16 protein-coding genes are annotated in these 19,016 nt (G+C 46.8%); 10 read left to right on the top strand and 6 right to left on the bottom strand.

The features are described 5' to 3' along the window. Positions 1–4: 4 nt before the first annotated feature. Complete coding sequence (locus U9J37_RS18560) at positions 5–1,915, top strand: bifunctional diguanylate cyclase/phosphodiesterase (protein ID WP_005469161.1); 1,911 nt, start codon at positions 5–7, stop codon at positions 1,913–1,915. 14 nt (positions 1,916–1,929) lie between these two features. Further along, positions 1,930–4,044 carry a type I secretion system permease/ATPase gene (locus U9J37_RS18555; RefSeq protein ID WP_005469201.1) on the top strand — a complete coding sequence of 705 codons (2,115 nt, stop codon included), beginning with the start codon at positions 1,930–1,932 and terminating at the stop codon, positions 4,042–4,044. A gap of 69 nt (positions 4,045–4,113) precedes the next feature. Here U9J37_RS18555 and U9J37_RS18550 read toward each other — a convergent pair whose 3' ends face one another. Both U9J37_RS18550 and U9J37_RS18545 read right to left on the bottom strand, forming a co-directional pair. After that, positions 4,114–6,657, bottom strand: coding sequence for a glycosyl hydrolase family 18 protein (locus tag U9J37_RS18550; protein ID WP_043886440.1), 2,544 nt, complete (start codon positions 6,655–6,657; stop codon positions 4,114–4,116). A 366-nt stretch (positions 6,658–7,023) separates the two neighbouring features. After that, a complete protein-coding gene (locus tag U9J37_RS18545) occupies positions 7,024–8,421 on the bottom strand; it encodes a tryptophanase (protein WP_005469170.1) in 1,398 nt (465 codons plus the stop codon). Positions 8,422–8,822: 401 nt separating this feature from the next. On the opposite strand from U9J37_RS18545, the gene U9J37_RS18540 reads away from it, so the two are divergent. After that, a complete protein-coding gene (locus U9J37_RS18540; protein ID WP_005469371.1) occupies positions 8,823–9,452 on the top strand; it encodes a DUF2057 family protein in 630 nt (209 codons plus the stop codon). Positions 9,453–9,475: 23 nt separating this feature from the next. Here U9J37_RS18540 and U9J37_RS18535 read toward each other — a convergent pair whose 3' ends face one another. Next, complete coding sequence (locus U9J37_RS18535) at positions 9,476–10,753, bottom strand: HD-GYP domain-containing protein (protein ID WP_005469186.1); 1,278 nt, start codon at positions 10,751–10,753, stop codon at positions 9,476–9,478. Between the two features lie 226 nt (positions 10,754–10,979). On the opposite strand from U9J37_RS18535, the gene U9J37_RS18530 reads away from it, so the two are divergent. The 5 genes from U9J37_RS18530 to sstT all read left to right on the top strand — a co-directional run bounded on the left by U9J37_RS18530 (position 10,980) and on the right by sstT (position 14,528). Continuing rightward, entirely contained in the window at positions 10,980–11,516 is a 537-nt protein-coding gene (locus U9J37_RS18530) for a GNAT family N-acetyltransferase (RefSeq protein ID WP_005469039.1), read from the top strand. 100 nt (positions 11,517–11,616) lie between these two features. Further along, a complete protein-coding gene (locus U9J37_RS18525) occupies positions 11,617–12,045 on the top strand; it encodes a hypothetical protein (protein ID WP_043886438.1) in 429 nt (142 codons plus the stop codon). Further along, on the top strand, positions 12,042–12,632 hold the full coding sequence (locus U9J37_RS18520) for an SCO family protein (RefSeq protein ID WP_005469445.1): 591 nt from the start codon (positions 12,042–12,044) through the stop codon (positions 12,630–12,632). Before U9J37_RS18525 ends, U9J37_RS18520 begins: the two co-directional genes overlap by 4 nt. Before the next feature lie 2 nt (positions 12,633–12,634). Continuing rightward, positions 12,635–13,081: a copper chaperone PCu(A)C gene (locus tag U9J37_RS18515; protein WP_005469116.1), complete on the top strand. Its 447-nt coding sequence runs from the start codon at positions 12,635–12,637 to the stop codon at positions 13,079–13,081. A 226-nt stretch (positions 13,082–13,307) separates the two neighbouring features. Further along, positions 13,308–14,528, top strand: coding sequence for a serine/threonine transporter SstT (gene sstT / locus U9J37_RS18510; RefSeq protein WP_005469142.1), 1,221 nt, complete (start codon positions 13,308–13,310; stop codon positions 14,526–14,528). Between the two features lie 51 nt (positions 14,529–14,579). Here sstT and U9J37_RS18505 read toward each other — a convergent pair whose 3' ends face one another. Then, on the bottom strand, positions 14,580–15,719 hold the full coding sequence (locus tag U9J37_RS18505) for a tetratricopeptide repeat protein (protein WP_005469066.1): 1,140 nt from the start codon (positions 15,717–15,719) through the stop codon (positions 14,580–14,582). Between the two features lie 364 nt (positions 15,720–16,083). Here U9J37_RS18505 and nagB point away from each other — a divergent pair, with 364 nt between their 5' ends. After that, positions 16,084–16,884 (top strand): glucosamine-6-phosphate deaminase, encoded by an 801-nt coding sequence (gene nagB / locus U9J37_RS18500; protein WP_005469082.1) that lies wholly within the window; start codon positions 16,084–16,086, stop codon positions 16,882–16,884. Between the two features lie 79 nt (positions 16,885–16,963). Here nagB and U9J37_RS18495 read toward each other — a convergent pair whose 3' ends face one another. After that, complete coding sequence (locus U9J37_RS18495; protein WP_005469303.1) at positions 16,964–17,137, bottom strand: hypothetical protein; 174 nt, start codon at positions 17,135–17,137, stop codon at positions 16,964–16,966. A gap of 67 nt (positions 17,138–17,204) precedes the next feature. After that, positions 17,205–17,924: an SDR family oxidoreductase gene (locus U9J37_RS18490; protein WP_005469316.1), complete on the bottom strand. Its 720-nt coding sequence runs from the start codon at positions 17,922–17,924 to the stop codon at positions 17,205–17,207. A gap of 146 nt (positions 17,925–18,070) precedes the next feature. Between U9J37_RS18490 and U9J37_RS18485 the strand changes: the two genes are divergently transcribed. Further along, positions 18,071–18,994 (top strand): LysR family transcriptional regulator, encoded by a 924-nt coding sequence (locus U9J37_RS18485; protein WP_005469276.1) that lies wholly within the window; start codon positions 18,071–18,073, stop codon positions 18,992–18,994. Positions 18,995–19,016: the final 22 nt, after the last annotated feature.

The following is a 19,016-nucleotide window of genomic DNA, read 5'->3' as shown; positions in this document are numbered from 1 at the left end:
CAATATGACGTTATATAAACAGCTTGTCGCGGGAATGATTGCTGTAATCTTGATGCTACTGATCTCGGTGTTTATCATCGAGTTTGATACCACTCGAGATAACCTAGTACAGCAACAACAGTCGGAAGTGAACAACACCATTAATACGGTCGGTTTGGCTCTCGCTCCCTACCTAGAAAAGCGAGACACCGTTGCTGTTGAATCGGTAATCAACGCACTGTTTGACGGCAGTAGCTATTCGGTCGTGCGACTGATCTTTCTCGATACTGGGGAAGAGATTCTGCGCTCGTACCCAATCAAACCCAACAATGTGCCTCAATGGTTCACTGACCTTCACCTGTTTGACAAAATCCACGATCGTCGTGTTGTCACCAGTGGCTGGATGCAATTGGCCGAAGTTGAAATTGTTAGCCATCCCGGAGAAGCCTATGCTCAGCTGTGGAAAGCATTCGAACGATTGGTGATTGCGTTTTGTATTATCATGCTGATTGGCCTGTTCTCGATTTCATTTATTCTTAAACGCGCGCTTAAGCCTCTCAATCTTATCGTAAACAAAATGGAGCAAGTGGCGCGCAATCAATTTGGCGACCCACTTCCCCGCCCTGCTACGCAAGACCTTATCTATGTTGTTGATGGCATCAACAGTATGTCTTCTCAGCTTGAAAAGTCCTTTAAAGCGCAAGCAAAAGAAGCGCAACAGCTTCGCGAAAGAGCCTATGTTGATCCAGTGTCAGGATTGGGTAACCGCGCCTTCTACATGAGCCAATTAAGCTCTTGGCTAAGCGAAGGCGGATTTGGTGGCGTTGCTATTCTTGAAGCGAGCTTCATTCGCGAGCTCTACGACGACAAAGGGTATGAATTTGGTGATGGTATGGTTCGTGAACTAGCTGACCACCTGAAAGTGTCGTTAACTTCACCAAATGTTACCTTAGCTCGTATCTCTACGGAGGAGTTCGGTTTCATCCTTCCGAACATGGACAACACCGAGCTGAAACTTATCGCTGACAGTATCGTTACCTACGTTCAAGACATCAACTCCGACCCTACTGGCATGGCAACATCGAGCATCGCGCTTGGCGTAGTCCACAATGAAACCTCGGTTAATACCAGTGAAGTGTTGACTATGCTCGATAACGCACTGGCAACTGCAAAAGCTAACCCTGAGATTTCTTACGGCTACATTTCTGCTGCCAATCACGACAACCTTATGGGCAAACAGCAATGGAAAACCTTGGTGGAAGAAGCGATCAACAACGATTGGTTCACCTTCCGCTTCCAAGCAGCCAATAATTCGTGGGGACAAACATTCCACCGCGAAGTGTTCTCGGCAATTGAAAAAGATGGCGAACGCTATAGCGCCAACCAATACTTGTTTGCACTAGAGCAGCTTAACGCTAGCCATGTGTTTGATGAATACGTAATCGAGTCCATGGTTAAACGCATCAAGGAAGGGGAAGTCTCTGAACCTGTCGCGATCAACATTGCTCAGACAAGTATCTCTCAACCAAGTTTCATTCGATGGGTAACCCAACTGCTCAACAAAAACAAAGCGTGTGCGGGTCTGCTTCATTTTGAGATTCCTGAAAACTGTTTTATCAACTCCCCACATCACACTGCACTATTTTGTAATGCGGTTCGTGCAGCGGGTGCGGATTTCGGTGTCGACAACTATGGACGAAATTTCCAATCACTCGATTACATCAATGAGTTCCGTCCTGCGTATGTGAAACTGGATTATCTTTACACGCATCACTTAGATGATGAGAAGCAGAAGTTCACCTTGACCTCTATTTCACGCACGGCTCACAACCTAGGTATCAAGACCATCGCTTCTCGTGTTGAAACTCAAACTCAGCTCGACTTCTTGTCTGAGCACTTTATTGAAGTCTTCCAAGGCTTCATTGTAGATAAATAGGAAAAAGGTATAGCATGCAGGATCCGCTATTAAATTCGCTTATCTACGTAAGCCGTTACTATGGCTTAGCGAATTCTCCGGAGGCATTGATCAATGGTTTGCCGTTGGCCGACGGAAAGCTCACTCCTTTTCTTTTCCCGCGCTCTGCTGAGCGTGCGGGCTTGGTAGCGAAAGAAAACAGAGCACCACTAAAAGACATATCACAACTGGTCTTGCCGGTCGTGTTGCTGCTTAAAAGTGGCGATGCTTGTGTTCTAAACAGCATCAATGACGACAAAAGTGAAGTTGAAATCGTTACCGGAGATTCAGGCTTAGTCCCTGTATCTATCAGTTGGAGCGACCTCGAAGAGCAATACATTGGTCGCTACTTCTTAGTCAAAAAACAGTTTCGCTATGACGAACGCTCTCCCGAAGTATTGGAAACCAAGAAAGGTCACTGGTTCTGGAGTACCATTTGGCAGTCGAAGCACATCTACCGTGACGTACTAATCGCGTCGATTCTGATCAACTTATTCGCGGTCGCGGCGCCGATGTTTACGCGCTTAGTCTACGATAAAGTGGTGCCAAACCTCGCTTTTGAAACACTTTGGGTATTAGCGAGCGGTATCTTTGTCATTTTCTTGTTTGACCTGTGCCTGAAGTTGATGCGCAGCTACTTTATTGATGTCGCGGGCAAGAAGTCCGACATACTGATCTCATCTAAGCTGTTTAGTAAAGTGATGGGGATTCGAATGGAAGCAAGGCCACCCTCAGTCGGTGCGTTTGCCCGTCACTTACAAGAATTTGAGTCCATTCGCGAGTTCTTTACTTCAGCGACGATTGGGTCCTTGATTGACCTCCCATTTGCATTACTCTTCTTGCTACTGATCTGGCTGATGGCTGGCAACCTAGTCCTCGTGCCTATCGTCGGCGTGTTGATTTTGGTGATTTACTCACTGCTAATCCAAGGACCATTACGTCATACCATCGAAGAAGGTTCGCGCTTGGCCTCGCAAAAATACGCTAACCTGATCGAGAGCCTTGCCGGACTCGAGACAGTAAAGCTGTTTGGCGCGCAAAGTCAGTTCCAGTTCCGTTGGGAAGAAGCGGTTGCTCATATGGCCAACTGGAACGTCAAAAGCAAAAGGATTACTGACGGTATCCAAAATACTGCGGGCTTTGTTCAGCAAGCTTCAAACGTTGGCATGATTATCCTTGGGGTTTATCTAATTGCAGAAGGCGAATTAACCATGGGTGGGCTAATTGCTGCCACCATGCTAAGTGGCCGTGCCATTGGTCCTATGGTTCAGTTGTCTCTGTTATCGACACGCTATAACCAAGCGAAATCCTCCATGTCGATCATTGAGCAAGTCATGAGCATGCCGGATGAACAAGAAGAAGGGAAACGCTACATCCATCGACCTATCGTCCACGGTAAAATTGAACTGGATAAAGTGACTTTCCACTACCCTGACTCTCCGGTCGCGTCGGTTAGAGACTTGAGCTTAACTATCCAGCCCGGAGAGAAAGTCGCGATTATCGGTCGCATTGGTTCAGGGAAAACCACCCTAGAACGCCTAATTATGGGTTTATACCAGCCGACGGAAGGGCACGTTCGTATCGACGACACCGATATCCAGCAATTGCACCACATTGATGTTCGACGCAACATCGGCTGTGTGCCACAAGATAGCCAGCTGTTTTACGGCTCTATCCGCGACAACATCACCCTAGGGCGACCTCTGGCCGATGATCGCGACGTAATGGACGCAGCGAATCGAGCGGGTGTTACCGTGTTCACCCAACAAGACCCTGCTGGTTTGGAGCGTCAGGTAGGTGAAGGCGGCATGCTATTGTCCGGAGGACAACGTCAAGCAGTGACCATTGCGCGTGCACTGCTAGGCCGTCCACCTGTACTTCTTATGGATGAACCAACCAGTGCCATGGACAACCGTTCAGAAATGCACATCAAACAGCAACTCGCTCAGCTTAAGCAAAGTGAGACGCTGATTTTGATCACTCACAAGACCTCTATGCTCGATGTCGTCGACCGAGTGATTGTGATGGAAAAAGGTTGCGTGATTGCTGATGGGCCAAAACATGAGGTACTAAACAACCTCAAACAAGGTAAGGTAAGAGCGGTCAACTAACCATTTCGAGAACTAAAAAAGCCATTCAGGTCACCCTGAATGGCTTTTTTGTTTTAGCTCGAATATCGATTAATTAGTGGAACAACTTGCTGGGCCAACTTCTTTCCATACTCCCCATTGACCAGACTTCGTTGGATCATCACCTTTAGTCCACCATTTCGCTTCCCACACTTTACCAGCCCAAGAAACTTGGTTGCCGCCAGTGTATACCGCAGATGCACTCCAGAGGTCGCTACAAAGGTCGCCACCTGTAACTTTCTTCGCCACAACGACAGTCGAAGAAGCCGAAGCGGTCGCTTTGCCATCGCTTACCGTTACCGTGAAAGCAAGTGATGTGTCTTGCGTGTACTCAGCAGCGACAAAGCTTACTGTTGCACCATCCACAGTTGCATTTAAACCTGCTGGTACATCCCAAGTGTAAGTCAGCTGATCGTTGTCTGCGTCACTTGAAGAAGAAGCGTCAACGACCACCACGTCACCCGCATTGACATTCGCAGGTGCAACAATCGCTGCCACTGGTGGTGTGTTGACAGGTGGTAGATCCTTAGCGTTGACAGTAACCGTCACGGTATCTGATGCTGTTGCACCTTCGTTGTCAGTGACCGTCAGTTTGAAGCTCAGAGTTTGTGTCTGTGTGACTTCATTGACTTCAAAGCTTGCCGCTGCACTGCTTGCGCCAACCAAGGTCACTGGCGTGCCGGACACTTGGCTCCACTGGTAGCTCGCGATAGTACCGTCAGAGTCTTTTGAAGCGCTGCCGTCAAGAGAAACAGTCGCAGGACCATCAACCGTAACATCAGCACCTGCATTGGCAACTGGTGCGCGGTTTACTGGCGTTGTTGTGCCGCCCGCTAACCCTTCATGCATCGCATTTAGGATATCGCCATTGTCAGCATCAATTTCCCAAGAGAAAAGACCAGCAAGGCCAAGAGAACGCACGTACGCGCCTTTTGCTTTCACTGAGCGATCATCGTCAAACGTGATCAACTCACCAGTAGAACGGTTCCACACCCAAGGCGCTTCTGCTTGCTCGTCATAGCCATATTCAAAGCCATTAACGCCCTGCTTGTTATCGCCAAGCATGAAGGTTTTCACGCCTTTGTAATCAATAACGCCATCTTCCCAAACGCCTTGCTCGGTAGACCCTTTCAGCTTACCTGTTGCAACACCTGTCATTGGGTCGGTTGGATCAGACAATGTATCTGGCGTCACGCCTTCCCAACCACGACCATACATAGCAGTGCCCAGTACGAGCTTGTTGGCTGGAACACCTTGCGCGAGTAGCAATTGAATACCGTTGTCAGAGGTGTAAGCAGGGCCTTTGTACGGTTCGCCATTTTCATCTAGGCCTGTTCCATCACACTGACCAGGGCGCATAAATGAACCACAGTACAACGCTGTTTGGTGACCCACTACGTTGTTCCAACCACCATAGAAGTCGTAGGTCATCGCGAAGATGTAATCCATGTATTGAATCGCTTCACCATAGTTCACGTCTTCAATCTTATCGTGACCAACACCGATTGCAGACGTCAATTCGTAAGTACGGCCAGTCTCTGCTTCAAGTTCATCAAGCATGACACGCAGCTCACGCATTAAGGCGATGTACGCAGGGCCATCGTTTACTGGATCACCTTTATCCGCCGCAGCACCGCCGCCACCAGGGAATTCCCAGTCAATGTCGACACCATCATAGAATTTCCACGTTTTCAGGAAGCGCTTCACTGACGCGATGAAAGTGTCACGATTTGCTTTGTCTACAAAGTCGTAGAATGGGTCTGACAGTGTCCAACCACCGATAGAAGGGATGATTTTCAGATCTGGATTACGCTGTTTCAGCGCCATCAACATTGCGTAGTTGCCCTTGATAGGCGAGCTGTATTCGTGACCGGCTTGCGGAAAGCTCTTTTGATAAGCAGCCCAAGGGTCATGGATGACCACTTCGTAATCTGCAACGCCCTGACACGCAGTTTGCAACGCGTTGAAGCTGTTGCCTCCAACAGATTTCACCGACTCGTTCGGACCACAAACAGGAATGAAGCCATAAAGAATATGAGTTAGGTTATCGGCTGGAATGTTGTCCACGGTGTACTTACGGCCATAGATACCCCACTCAACAAAGTAAGTACCCACAACGGTATTGGGATCGGTATTGTAGGTTTTATTGTTCGGGTCAACATTCATTGTCAGTGGTTTTAAGTGCGAACCATCCGTATCCGCGACCACAATTTCTGCTGGAGCACTTGCGCTACAACCAGTGGCATCACATGCTTCAATCGTCATCTGATAACGACCACCTTGGCCATAGGTAAAGTTTGCTGTGGTTTGGCTGCCAGTAATCGGGCCAGTCGCCACTTCAACGCCATCAAATAAGATCTTGTAAGTGTCACCTGTAGTACCACTCCACTGATTAAACTTAACGGTGATGTTCGCTTGCTCATTGTATTTCACCATCTGGTTGTAGCCAGAGGTGGTTTCCATTGCGAGTTCTATTTTAGAAAATTGTAGGTTGTTCGAGCCATATACGTCGACGCTTGGAGCGGCTGGTGCTGCAAGCGTGGCCCCAGAAAGTACCATCGCGATGCTAGCTGCACACAAAGTAATACGATTCATATCTATTTCTCTCATTCCTTGAAGTTCACTCTAAAGTCAGAGTTAAAGCTGTTCCTCTACAACTAACGAAGAACATCCACTTCAGTATTTAAGAGACTTTTTTTTAGTTGGAAAAAATAAAAGTGCTTTACGAGTCAAAGTCAAAATTCATAATCGTGTTAGCACTTTGTTACATCAGTAATTGGATACTGAGTCAGAATTTATAAACTCATTGAGTTGCAGAAGAAACCGTATGCTTATGAATAAAATGCAGAATCTGTCACTAGCTAAAGACATGGGATTAAAATAGAACACTGCCCCAGTGAAAATCGCTGAGGCAGTGTTTCGGGTCTGTTGACCTTTTGCGGTTAAATCAAAATAAGGGAACTATTTCGATTTGAAACGCGCGGTAAAGTGGCGCAATACCGGTGGCTCGTACTCAAATGTCAGCCCCTTTAGCTCGTGCGCACTCTCTTTCAACGCGATAATGGCGTCTGCGATGTAGTCCATATGGTCGTTAGTGTAAACACGTCTTGGGATTGTCAGGCGCATCAATTCTAATTCTGATGCTTTCTGCTCTCCGGTTGCCGGATCGCGACCTAACAACAAGGAGCCAATCTCGACAGCACGGACCCCAGCTTCCAAATAGAGTGCATTACATAACACTTGTGCGGGAAACTCGTGCGCAGGAATGTGGGGCAATATTTTCGCTGCATCAACAAACACGGCATGACCACCCGTAGGATATTGAATAGGGATCCCAGCTTCGCGTAGCCGCTCACCAAGGTATTGCACTTGGCTGATACGGTAATGCAGATAGTCTTCATCCGCCCCTTCGTACAAGCCTCTTGCTAATGCTTCCATGTCACGGCCAGCCATACCACCGTATGTCACGAAACCTTCCATCGGTACGCAACGTGTCTGCACTGCTTGAAATAGCTCTTTATGATCACGAATACAGCACATTCCGCCAATATTAACCATCGGATCTTTCTTCGCTGACATCGTCAGCATGTCGCCATATTGGTACATTTCTCGAATGATCTCTAGAATCGACTTGTCTTGGTAACCTTCTTCGCGTTGCTTAATGAAGTAAGCATTTTCACAGTAACGCGCGGAATCAATAACTACGGGGATGTCGTTCTTCACTGCAATCTCGTAGACCGCACGCATGTTTGCCATAGAGACTGGCTGACCACCCGAGCTGTTGCACGTCACGGTGGTGATAATCGCACAAATGTTTCGCGCCCCATGCTCTTCGATCGTCGCTTCCAGTTTTTGCAGATCAAAGTTACCCTTCCAGTCGTACGGCGTGGTGGTATCAAAGGCATGCTCATCAACCACATTGATTGCCTTACCCCCATTTAACTCAATATGTCCGGCAGTGGTGTCAAAGTGATAATTCGAGATAAATACAGGATCGGTGCCACCGCGAACCGTACGCATACGTTCAATGAGTGCTGGAAATAGAATTTGCTCAGCGCCGCGCCCTTGGTGGGCTGGAACCGTTAACTTGTAGCCAAAGAAATGCTCGACAGCTGCGCACAAGTTGTAATAGTTTCGGCTACCCGCATAAGACTCATCCCCCATCATGATGCCAGCCCACTGATTGTCACTCATGGCACCTGTGCCCGAATCGGTGAGCAGATCGATATACACATCATCACTTCGAAGTAAGAAAGGATTGAGACCGGCTTGGTTGAGCGCCTCGACCCGATCTTGATAAGTGGTCATTTTGATCGGCTCTACCATTTTGATGCGAAAAGGTTCTGGAATACGTTTCATTATAATTTCCTATAGATATAACTGGCCCTACAGAGGAATCTGTATCTGGCTAAATAAATAACTTTTTGAATGTGCGCGAAATGCGCGAGAGGAAATTACAGTGAGTCTGTTTCTTTGCTTTGTAGCGAGAGGCAGTAGTCTAAGTTATACCATGACGACAACACGTATCGGCTGTCGTGCATCCAAATGCAATTCATAGCGTTGTCCTTATCGTTGATGGCAAACTGACCAACAATATAGTCGCTTAATTTGCTCCTTTCCGTGAAATGCGACTCATTTTATAAAAATAGGGCACTCTCCGTCATGTTGCGGTCAAAATTCCCTTCATTGTTAGGGTTCTGATTGCATTCGCCTACTCAGGTTGGCAGAGTTAAGTCCACTCTGTTTTAACGGCGAAAATTATGAAAGTCCAAACCTCATTATTGGCGTTTGCCGCGCTGGGTTTAAGTACAAATGCACTGGCAGATGTTACGATTTCCATTCCAGATACAGTTGAAGTCCTTTTGGTCAATGAACAAAAGCCGCAACTGGATGGCGGTCTTTTCTCATCTCAAAAGACAGTGACCCTACCTGATGGCGAAAACCAAATTCTGTTCTTATACAAGCCTTACTTTACTCAAGGAAAGGATCGAATCATTGTTGAAAGTGATCCTATCGTTGCCAAGTTTGCGGCAAAAGAGAGTGAGCTTGTGTTCGACTTTCCAAGCTACCGAAACGTGCGCGAAGCAAAAGCAGAGATTAAATCTGCCGAATGGCAATTTAAGAACCAAAACGGTCAGGTAGTTGCCGTTCAGCAAGAGCAGCTGGCAAAGGAAGGTATGCAAATTGGGCGCAATTTCAAGCTTGAAATCGCCGAGTACAATCGACATGACGGCATCGCCTCATTGAACAAGTCGATCCCGATACCAACCAATGTCTCAATGGATGATTTGAAAGGTGAAAACACCGCAGAGCAGATGCTCCATTTTTGGTATCAAGAAGCCGATAAAGAAACGCAACAGCGCTTTAAACAGTTTCTTTTAGCTCAATAGATTACAGATCATGCACGGCGTGCTCACTGATGCGCCGTTGCTAGTTCATCGAGACCGGTAGAGATGTTATAACAGCGCCTCGCATGGTGTCGTAAGCAACCATAGACCTTTTCATCCAGTTGCCCCTTCTCCACCAGCTCGTTAAGGATACACATCGCTTTAGAGAGCATTAACCCTTTTCGATAAGGTCTCGATTGCGTCAGCGCCTGAAATACATCCGCGATTGCCACAATCCGGCTTGGTTGATCGAGTTGTTCGGCTGTCTTACCCATAGGGTATCCAGAGCCGTCAAGTCGTTCATGGTGGTTGGATGCCCAATCGATCACTTCTTGGCAATGAAACATTTTTATCAAAGCATGACGCGTGTCGGTCGCATGTCGACGGATACAAACATACTCCTCTTCGGTCAAGGCTTGCGGTTTATGCAAAATCGCGACTGGCGTTTTCAGCTTACCAATGTCATGGACGAGGCCGGCTAAGTACAACATTCGTTGAACGCGATGTGAGTAGCCAAGTTGCAGCCCAAGAAACTCCGTCAGTTTTGCCACGTTCCGCGAGTGCTCAAACGTAAATGAGCTTTTTGCATCTACAATCTGGGCAAACAGTTCGGCAACCGAAATGGTTTCTTCTAACGTCAGGTGGGTGGAAAAGAATGGAACGGCGTCAAAACGATAAGCTAAATTCTCGATGTAGCGCGAATCCATGGAGAACCAAAAGTCATCACTGTCGATCAGCTCAACCATGTGTTGAACATGATTGGCATCAAACATAGTCCATGCGTTGGCTAACAACTCTTGCGTAATCACCTCACGGCTAGATTGAGTCACATTGCCGTAGCTATCAGGACAATAGTTGGCATGCAGATAGTCAACTCTATCGGATATAAACAGCAGCGCGGCGAACTGCTTATCCTCCTCGGAAATGCCTTCTGTCTGCGCTAGCTCAGACCACCATGTATGGTGATAGAGGATTGGGACGGCTAAAGACTCCAAAGGTTTGCAAGCACGAAGGAGTTCATACCCTTTCACGCAATGAGAAATCGTGTCTTTGGGCACCAAGCTTTCTAGCAGTGCGCTTCTTTCCGTTGCTTCGGTAACGCCACAGTCATGAATCAAACCCAGTGAAAAGGCAATTTGAGCCTTTTCTTCACTCCAACCCATTCTTTGGGCACAGCGATACGCGATATAAGCCACTCGATGGCCGTGATGGATATCATCCACGCCAACCGCATCCAGCGCACAAGCCATTTCAAACAACACCTGACGTAAATCGACGCTTACGTGATCAAGTGACACTTCCATATTATTCCGCACCAACAAATTTCGTTGTTATTATTTTAGTGCCGAGAGAGTAAACTAAAGTGCCAGGCAAAAACCACATCAATATAACGGCTATTTACAATTATGTGATTTATATAACGTAACCCAATAATTTCGTGCCACACAAAAAGTCAATTATTTGAAGTAGTTATGGTCTTACCAGTGCGTTCCTGTTAGCTTGTTGTAACCACACTCTCTAGGAGATCTTATGTTTACCGTCCAGATCGACAATGAGTTGCAACTTGCACTCATACAGGAATCCTTCGCTCCTCGCTATGTAGAATTAGTATCCGAGCAAAAAGAATACCTATCCCAATGGCTTGCATGGCCAAAATTTTGTCATGCAGAACAAGACTTTAAGCTGTTTGCCCAGCGTATGCTGCATGATTATGCCGATGGTAAGTCCATGACCTGTGCCATCATCTACCAAGGTGAAATCGTGGGTAACTGTAGCTTCAACACCATTAACCATGACACTAAACGAGCAGAAGTCGGGTACTGGCTGTCTCAGCCTCATCAAGGCAAAGGCATTATTACCCGGGTGGTCACCAAGCTTATTGATATTGCATTCAATGAACTCAAGCTAGAGAAAGTCGAGCTATCCGCCGCAAAAGACAACCTCGCTAGCCGAGCAGTCGCAGAACGAGTCGGAATGACGCTTGAAGGTATTATCACTAATGCTGAAAAAGTGGGCGATCGCATTCTCGACCACGCCGTTTATGGGATTAAGAAGCAGCATAACTAAGTAGATTGGCTTGACCACCCGCACATAATTCTTCGCTATCTCATGTATTTACATTACTGAAGTGCTAGGATTGCGATTTTATAAACGAAGGAAGCGTAACGTGCCTTCAATCATTAAATTCGCCCTGATCGCCTTGGCCCTCTGCGCGGGGTTCTTCGCTGGTGATCTCTATCATTGGTATAAAAGCGAGGCCACTCGTCCATCTTTAGACGACTACTGCCTGCTTTCAACCAAACCGTGTAGCGAAAACGATATCACGGTGACGCTGGATCGAGATGTCAGCCAGCCTTTGATTCCAACCCAAATTCAAGTCGAATGGTCGTCTTCTGACAGTGATTCCCTACTGTTAACGCTCGAAGGTTATGAGATGGAGATGGGCATCACGCTATTCAAACTGAACAAAAAGCAGGACAACATCTATACCGGAGAGATCCTTCTCCCCGTCTGTACCTTGGAAGCCATGACCTGGGTTGGCCAGTTGTCAGATGGAAAGAGGCAAATTAACACGGCCATTAGGATGGAACGATGAGTAAAAATTGGACATTAATATTGATCACCGCGTTTGTATTGGGATTTGGACTAAAAAGTTACCTAGACAATCAACCAGAACACGCGGACGCTCAACCAAGCCAAATCGTGCTTTTTGGCGAAAATAACCAAGAAGTCAACATCTTCGATACCAGCGACTCACGTATCCGTGTGGTCTATTTTGGTTTCACTCGCTGCCCTGATGTGTGCCCTACCTCTTTGGCGATGCTAGCCGGCGCACTCAATCAAGTCGATGAAGCAACCAAACAGAAGTTTCGTCCGATGTTCATTTCGCTGGATCCAGAGCGCGATGCCGCCGCAGACTCTTACAAATACGCGCAGTATTTCCACCCTATGATAGAAGGGCTATCCGCGCCGCTTGACGTAACCACACCACTGGCTCACCGATACGGGGTGATTTTTAGAAAGACCGAGCTAGAAAACTCAGAATTGAAATACACCCTTGATCATAGTTCCTATTTTTATTTCCTAAAACCAGATGGCACACTCATAACAAAAGTGCCACATACGCTAACACCGGCACCATTGGTAGAAGCGTTTGAATCCATCACATTAGAAGGACAATAGCCATGAAGTTGAAATCACTGCTTCTTGCAACCTTGGCACTGAGCCCCCTTGCCCAAGCGAACATGGATATCATGACTCATCATGCTTACGCGAGAGCGACACCACCGAATGCCGCCACCAGCGCAGTGTTCGCCGAAATAATGAACCGCAGTGAAAACGACAGAGTCATTGTTTCAGCGTCCACCGAAGCAGCGGGCAAGGTGGAACTGCATGATGTGATTAAAGAGGGCGATGTGATGAAAATGCGCCAAATTGAGTCGATCACCGTTCCTGCAAATGGAAAAGTTGAGTTGAAACCCGGCAGCTTACACATCATGTTGTTTGACCTAACCCAACCGTTAGTGGAAGGGGAAGCGATTGACGTTCAAATCACTTTCGCCAATGGTCAAAAACAGACCTTCAATGCCCCTATCAAAAAAGTGATGAGTGGTATGAAGCATCATCATTAAACTGATTTCTTTGTGACCAAGCCAAAAGGAGCATTGCGCTCCTTTTTTGTTACTCATAAAAACAATAACACAACACAAAATTCACACTTACTGGTTAATCTTAATTTTTCCTGCTAATTTTCAATTAAATCTAGACACAATATTTCAACACGCTAGTATGTCCTGCTCAGTTTGAGATAACTGAAATTACTATAAATCTATAAATTTATTCATTGCAGGGATAACTATGCAACACAACTCACTTATTGCCCGTTTCGCTCGTGGCAATCTGGTTTTGCAAATCCTAGCCGGTATCATTCTTGGTGTTGGTCTAGCGACAATTGCTCCAGAGTCAGCGAAAGATGCGGGATTACTTGGAAGCCTCTTTGTCGGTGCACTAAAAGCAGTCGCACCTATTCTTGTGTTTATTCTGGTCGCCGCTTCAATTGCCAACCAGAAGAAAAACCAACACACCTACATGCGCCCAATCGTGGTTCTTTACCTTTTCGGTACACTAACAGCGGCATTGACTGCTGTCGTACTTAGCTTCTTGTTCCCGACTACGTTAACGCTTGTTTCTGGTGCCGAAGGTACAACACCACCACAAGGTATTGCGGAAGTGATGCATACTTTGCTGTTCAAGTTGGTGGATAACCCAGTTAACGCCCTAATGAGTGCGAACTACATCGGTATCCTTGCTTGGGCAGTTGGCCTAGGTTTGGCACTGCATCATGCATCAGCAACCACTAAAGCGGTGTTTGAAGATCTTAGCCACGGCGTTTCACAAATCGTTCGTTTCATCATTCGCCTAGCGCCATTCGGTATCTTTGGCCTTGTTGCATCAACACTGGCAACAACGGGCTTTGAAGCGCTTGCTGGCTACGCACACCTGCTTGCAGTTCTGTTAGGTTCAATGGCGATCATTGCGCTTGTGGTTAACCCAATCATCGTGTTCGTAAAAACCGGCGAAAACCCATACCCATTGGTGCTGCAATGTCTACGTGAAAGTGGCGTCACGGCCTTCTTTACTCGTTCAAGTGCAGCAAACATTCCGGTCAACATGGCGCTGTGTGAAAAGCTAAAGCTGGATGAAGACACGTACTCGGTTTCTATTCCGCTAGGTGCAACCATCAACATGGCGGGCGCGGCAATTACGATTACAACGCTAACGCTTGCTGCAGTACACACTATGGGTATTGAGATTGACCTGCTTACCGCTCTATTGCTGAGCTTGGTTGCAGCTGTATCCGCTTGTGGTGCTTCAGGTGTGGCAGGTGGCTCGTTGCTGCTAATCCCGCTGGCATGTGGCCTGTTTGGCATTCCAAATGAGATTGCGATGCAAGTGGTTGCGGTAGGCTTTATTATCGGTGTTGTTCAAGACTCAGCAGAAACCGCGCTCAACAGTTCGACAGATGTGGTGTTCACCGCTGCGGTATGCAAGTCGAAACAGAAACAAGCAAAATCATAAATCAAAAAAATGGCCTCTAGTTAAGAGGCCATTTTTATTTCTTACCATGGCCTAATTCTTATCCATTGGAGACTGGCTGAAATCCACTCTCGCCGGTTTATCTTCAATCACCGCTTCCACACACTCTCCCGTTGGCGCTTCAACCTTTAATAACTCTGGCGCTTGCTCTGCTTCTGTAGGCGTTTGCTCTAACAACGGAATGTTGCGCTTGTACAGTTTGTTTAGCGCTTTGATGATTGAGTGCTTGCCGACTTTATTCTCGCGAATTTTTTTCATCATCGGCTTACTTAGCCCTTGGAGCCCAACCACGGTATCGACCCCGATATTGAGCGCGACTCTGTCCCGCAGTGATTTGGCTCGCTCGTAGCCAAGTTGACTCGCTAAGAAGAGCCATATGTATGCGATGGCGTTACCATTGGGTTTGTAATCCATCCACACTTCCCCTGCCGCATACATCGCTTCTAAGTAGCCTTTCTCTGCGGCTCGCTCTAGCCAATAACAGCCTTTGGCGTGATCTGGCTCGACGCCAATCCCCTTGATATAGCTGAGTCCGAGCTTCATGCGCCCTTCATTGCTACGCAGCTTCGCCGCGCGGCGGTAATACTCTATCGACATTGCAGGATCTGGGTTGCCATTGTTGTCCGACACATGCCAGTCGCCGAGAAAGATTAACGCATCAATATGATTATGAGAGGCAGCCGCTTCCATGACTTGAATCGCCTTGTATTGGTCCGGCTCTGTGCCTCGACCATGGAACAGCGCCACGCCCATTTCGAACTTATGTTGTAAGCTCCCTTCAGATGCCGCTATGCAAACTTTCCAGAACTTAGATTGCTCTCTGAGAATGACGTCTTGCTGCATTTTGGCACTTAAGCGAATAATCCCATACATGCCTGTCACATTGTCCAACTTTGCCGCTTTGGTATACCAATATAAGGCTTCTTTCGGTTTGGTTCGCTCAGCTTCTTTCGCCAAAAATAAGATCGTCGGAATGTGACCACCTTCCGCCTTATAAATGCGATCTTCGCGCTCCTGTTTGCGATTTTTCTCCATAGCTTTGCGATAAGCGATCTCTCGCTCTTTTCGTTCTTGTTCTAAACGCTTTTTGCGTACCGACAATGCCAGCATCCACAAGAACATGCAGAGTAATAGCAACCCCGTGATACCTATCGCAATACCTATAATATTCATTCAGATTTCTTTGTTTTTCTTCAACATTTGGTTATCGGCTGTCTGCCCAATAAATTGAGCGCTAACATCATACCCTATTTTGTATGCATATCACTTAAAGCTAGTCTATTGGCGAACATTTAGCGGTCGTATTGCCTTTATCATCATTGAAGCATCAAAAATTAACGGTGTGAATTAATGCTCTCCTACCTCGAAATCAAGCTGCTAAACTCAATAACGACAACGTTTAACCGTGCAAAACTTAATCGCAAATCAAATTAATCAAGAAAATTTGACCGAAAACAATAGAAGATCGCAAAAACTTATTTTATAATGCGAATTAATGTTTCAGAGCATCATAAATTCTAATACTTAGGGGCAAAAAATGAGACTTATCCCGTTAAACCAAGCAGCACAAGTAGGTAAGTGGGCAGCAGCGCACATCGTTAAACGCATTAACGACTTCAAACCAACTGCAGAACGTCCTTTCGTTCTTGGCCTACCAACTGGTGGTACTCCTCTTGCAACTTACAAAGCACTTATCGAGCTACACAAAGCTGGTGAAGTAAGCTTCAAACACGTTGTAACATTTAACATGGATGAGTACATCGGCATCCCTGCTGATCACCCAGAGTCTTACCGCTCTTTCATGTACAACAACTTCTTCAATCACATTGATATCCAAGAAGAGAACATCAACCTTCTTGATGGCAACGCTGACGACAACGAAGCTGAGTGCAAACGCTACGAAGATAAAATCAAATCTTACGGCCGCATCAACCTATTTATGGGCGGTGTAGGCAACGATGGTCACATTGCGTTCAATGAGCCAGCGTCTTCTCTGTCTTCACGTACTCGTATCAAAACGTTGACTGAAGATACTCGCATCGCTAACTCACGCTTCTTCGATGGCGACATCAACCAAGTTCCTAAATACGCACTGACTATCGGTGTAGGTACTCTGCTTGATTCTGAAGAGATCATGATCCTAGTAACAGGTCACAACAAAGCGCTTGCTCTTGAAGCAGCGGTTGAAGGCAGCGTAAACCACCTATGGACGGTTTCTGCACTGCAACTGCACCCGAAATCAGTCATCGTATGTGACGAACCTGCAACGCAAGAGCTAAAAGTGAAAACAGTTAAGTACTTCACTGAGCTAGAAGCAAAAAACATCGAAGGTTTCTAAATTCTTAGAACGCCAGAATTAAAAATCCGAGCCCTTATGGCTCGGATTTTTTATTTTTACTCGAAGAATGCATTCAGCATCAGCTTTCTGGCATTTCAGAACTGCCCTGATGAGGAGACGACGCACTCCAATGCTCATTCGGATCAAACGCCTCATCGCACAAATCGATAGAGTAGCCCATTTCCAAGACTTCTTTTATGGTTAGGTTATCGGCAACTTGGGTCACCTCACCTTTTTCATTACGTAGTTCCATAGTTCACCTTCCCAGTGTGTTGACCACATAGTCGATCACTACTTCGAGTATAGATGACATCGCACAATTATGGCTGCTGCTTAGTCGGTGCGAGCGCAATTTCACGCACACACACGTTTTGAGGTTGGTTGTAGGCAAACTCAACGGCTCTCGCAATATCATCCGCCGCAAGCACACCTCCCATCTCCTGTTTCCAATCGTCATAGCCCGCTTTGATGTCTTGCGACGTGGTATGAGAAAGCAACTCCGTTTCTACCGCGCCTGGTGCAATAGTTGTAACACGGACATTGGAAGCGGCCACTTCCTCACGAACATTTTCTGAAATCGCATGAACGGCAAACTTAGTACCGCAATAAGCCGCATGGTTTGGGAAGGTTTTTTTACCCGCAATCGAGCTGATGTTAATGATGGTACCACTATTGCGCGCCATCATAGGTGCCAACACCGCCTGCATACCATTGAGCAATCCGATCACGTTAACGTCGAACATCTGTTTCCATTCGTTGGCCTCTTGGCTATCGATTTGGCCAAGAAGCATCACGCCCGCATTATTGACCAGTCCATCGACCGGACCAAATTGCTGCTCAGCTTTGGCAATCGCTGCTTCAAACGTAGTTTTGTCTGTCACATCGACTTTTTCACACAATGTATTTGGAAGATTGAGTTCAACCAAACGCTCAACACGACGAGCAAGTAGAAGAAGAGGATGTCCAGCCTCGCTGAGTCGACGCGCAATAGCTTCACCAATACCCGAACTCGCGCCTGTAATTACGATAAGTTTTTTCATTGTCTATCTCTCACCTGTTCAACATTGCAGCTCAGTTTGGCTGCGATGGCGATATAGTAAAAAAATCCGGTTTGTTGATATATACGCCTACAGTTGAAACACTGTTGCTATGGTGCAACAATAAACGCCTGTACAGGAGGGCCGTGATGCTCAACCAAATCAATCTTGCCGATATTCGATCTTTCGTCCTTATTGCCCAATTAGGAAACTTTACCAAAGCGGCCGAGGCGCTGAACGTCTCTCGCTCTCATGTCTCACGCCAGATCAGTCAACTGGAAAAACAGATGGGGGTTACCCTGCTCATCAGAACCACGCGGACGCTGAAACTAACCGACGCAGGAAGGCTCTTCTACCAACAGTGCGCTCACGCGCTGGGCACGATTGATCAAGCCTTGAGCGCTGCGACTGAAGACACAGAAACTCTTCAAGGCATGATAAAAGTGAATGCGGTTGGTGGTTACTTAGGTGAAGAGCTTGTAGCGGATTTGATTTCAGAGTTCATGATCAGCCATCCGAACGTGACGGTCAGTCTCGAGTTTAGCAGCCATCGCGTTGACCTCATTGAAGATGAATTTGATATCGCGTTTCGAATGGGGCAACTTGAAGATGCAGGATTTGTGGCACGCAAACTGATGACCGTCGAGATGGGCACATTAGCAAGCCCGAGCTACTTAGCAAGTTCGCCACCGCCTGAACACCCGAACCAACTTCGCCACCACCAATGTTTAACAGGGTCAGTCACGCGTTGGAGCTTTGAACACCCGAGCACAAAGCAAGTCATGGATGTGAATATTAATGGCCACCTAAAGTGCAAAAATGGCAGGGTGCTGGTTAAGGGGGCATTAAAAGATCATGGCATTATTCGTGTTCCTCTTATCTATTGCCAAGAAGAGTTGAAGCAGGGGGCACTCAAAGAAGTATTCCAAGATTGGCGCGTGCCCAGCGTTGAATTCTCTATGATTTATCCCAAAGACCGCTACCAACCCAAGCGGCTCAAATTGTTTATTAGCTTTGCAAGAGAGTACTTCCAAAGACAAAACGAAAGGATGAAGGACAATGCTGCTCTCTAACGGCGAGAGCAGCAAAAGGAAG

This window comes from Vibrio sp. 16 (assembly GCF_963681195.1).
GTDB lineage: Bacteria > Pseudomonadota > Gammaproteobacteria > Enterobacterales > Vibrionaceae > Vibrio > Vibrio sinaloensis_D.
The sequence above is the reverse complement of the archived record's forward strand: the minus strand, read 5'-3'. Positions and strand labels throughout refer to the sequence as shown.

Excerpts from the sequence above, each read along its gene's own strand:
- U9J37_RS18515 (WP_005469116.1), top strand. The coding sequence starts at position 12,635 with ATGAAGTTGAAATCACTGCTTCTTGCAACCTTGGCACTGAGCCCCCTT.
- sstT (WP_005469142.1), top strand. The coding sequence starts at position 13,308 with ATGCAACACAACTCACTTATTGCCCGTTTCGCTCGTGGCAATCTGGTT.
- U9J37_RS18555 (WP_005469201.1), top strand. The coding sequence starts at position 1,930 with ATGCAGGATCCGCTATTAAATTCGCTTATCTACGTAAGCCGTTACTAT.
- U9J37_RS18535 (WP_005469186.1), bottom strand. The coding sequence starts at position 10,753 with ATGGAAGTGTCACTTGATCACGTAAGCGTCGATTTACGTCAGGTGTTG.
- U9J37_RS18495 (WP_005469303.1), bottom strand. The coding sequence starts at position 17,137 with ATGGAACTACGTAATGAAAAAGGTGAGGTGACCCAAGTTGCCGATAAC.
- U9J37_RS18490 (WP_005469316.1), bottom strand. The coding sequence starts at position 17,924 with ATGAAAAAACTTATCGTAATTACAGGCGCGAGTTCGGGTATTGGTGAA.
- U9J37_RS18505 (WP_005469066.1), bottom strand. The coding sequence starts at position 15,719 with ATGAATATTATAGGTATTGCGATAGGTATCACGGGGTTGCTATTACTC.
- U9J37_RS18550 (WP_043886440.1), bottom strand. The coding sequence starts at position 6,657 with ATGAATCGTATTACTTTGTGTGCAGCTAGCATCGCGATGGTACTTTCT.
- U9J37_RS18545 (WP_005469170.1), bottom strand. The coding sequence starts at position 8,421 with ATGAAACGTATTCCAGAACCTTTTCGCATCAAAATGGTAGAGCCGATC.
- U9J37_RS18560 (WP_005469161.1), top strand. The coding sequence starts at position 5 with ATGACGTTATATAAACAGCTTGTCGCGGGAATGATTGCTGTAATCTTG.
- U9J37_RS18540 (WP_005469371.1), top strand. The coding sequence starts at position 8,823 with ATGAAAGTCCAAACCTCATTATTGGCGTTTGCCGCGCTGGGTTTAAGT.
- U9J37_RS18520 (WP_005469445.1), top strand. The coding sequence starts at position 12,042 with ATGAGTAAAAATTGGACATTAATATTGATCACCGCGTTTGTATTGGGA.
- U9J37_RS18485 (WP_005469276.1), top strand. The coding sequence starts at position 18,071 with ATGCTCAACCAAATCAATCTTGCCGATATTCGATCTTTCGTCCTTATT.
- nagB (WP_005469082.1), top strand. The coding sequence starts at position 16,084 with ATGAGACTTATCCCGTTAAACCAAGCAGCACAAGTAGGTAAGTGGGCA.
- U9J37_RS18530 (WP_005469039.1), top strand. The coding sequence starts at position 10,980 with ATGTTTACCGTCCAGATCGACAATGAGTTGCAACTTGCACTCATACAG.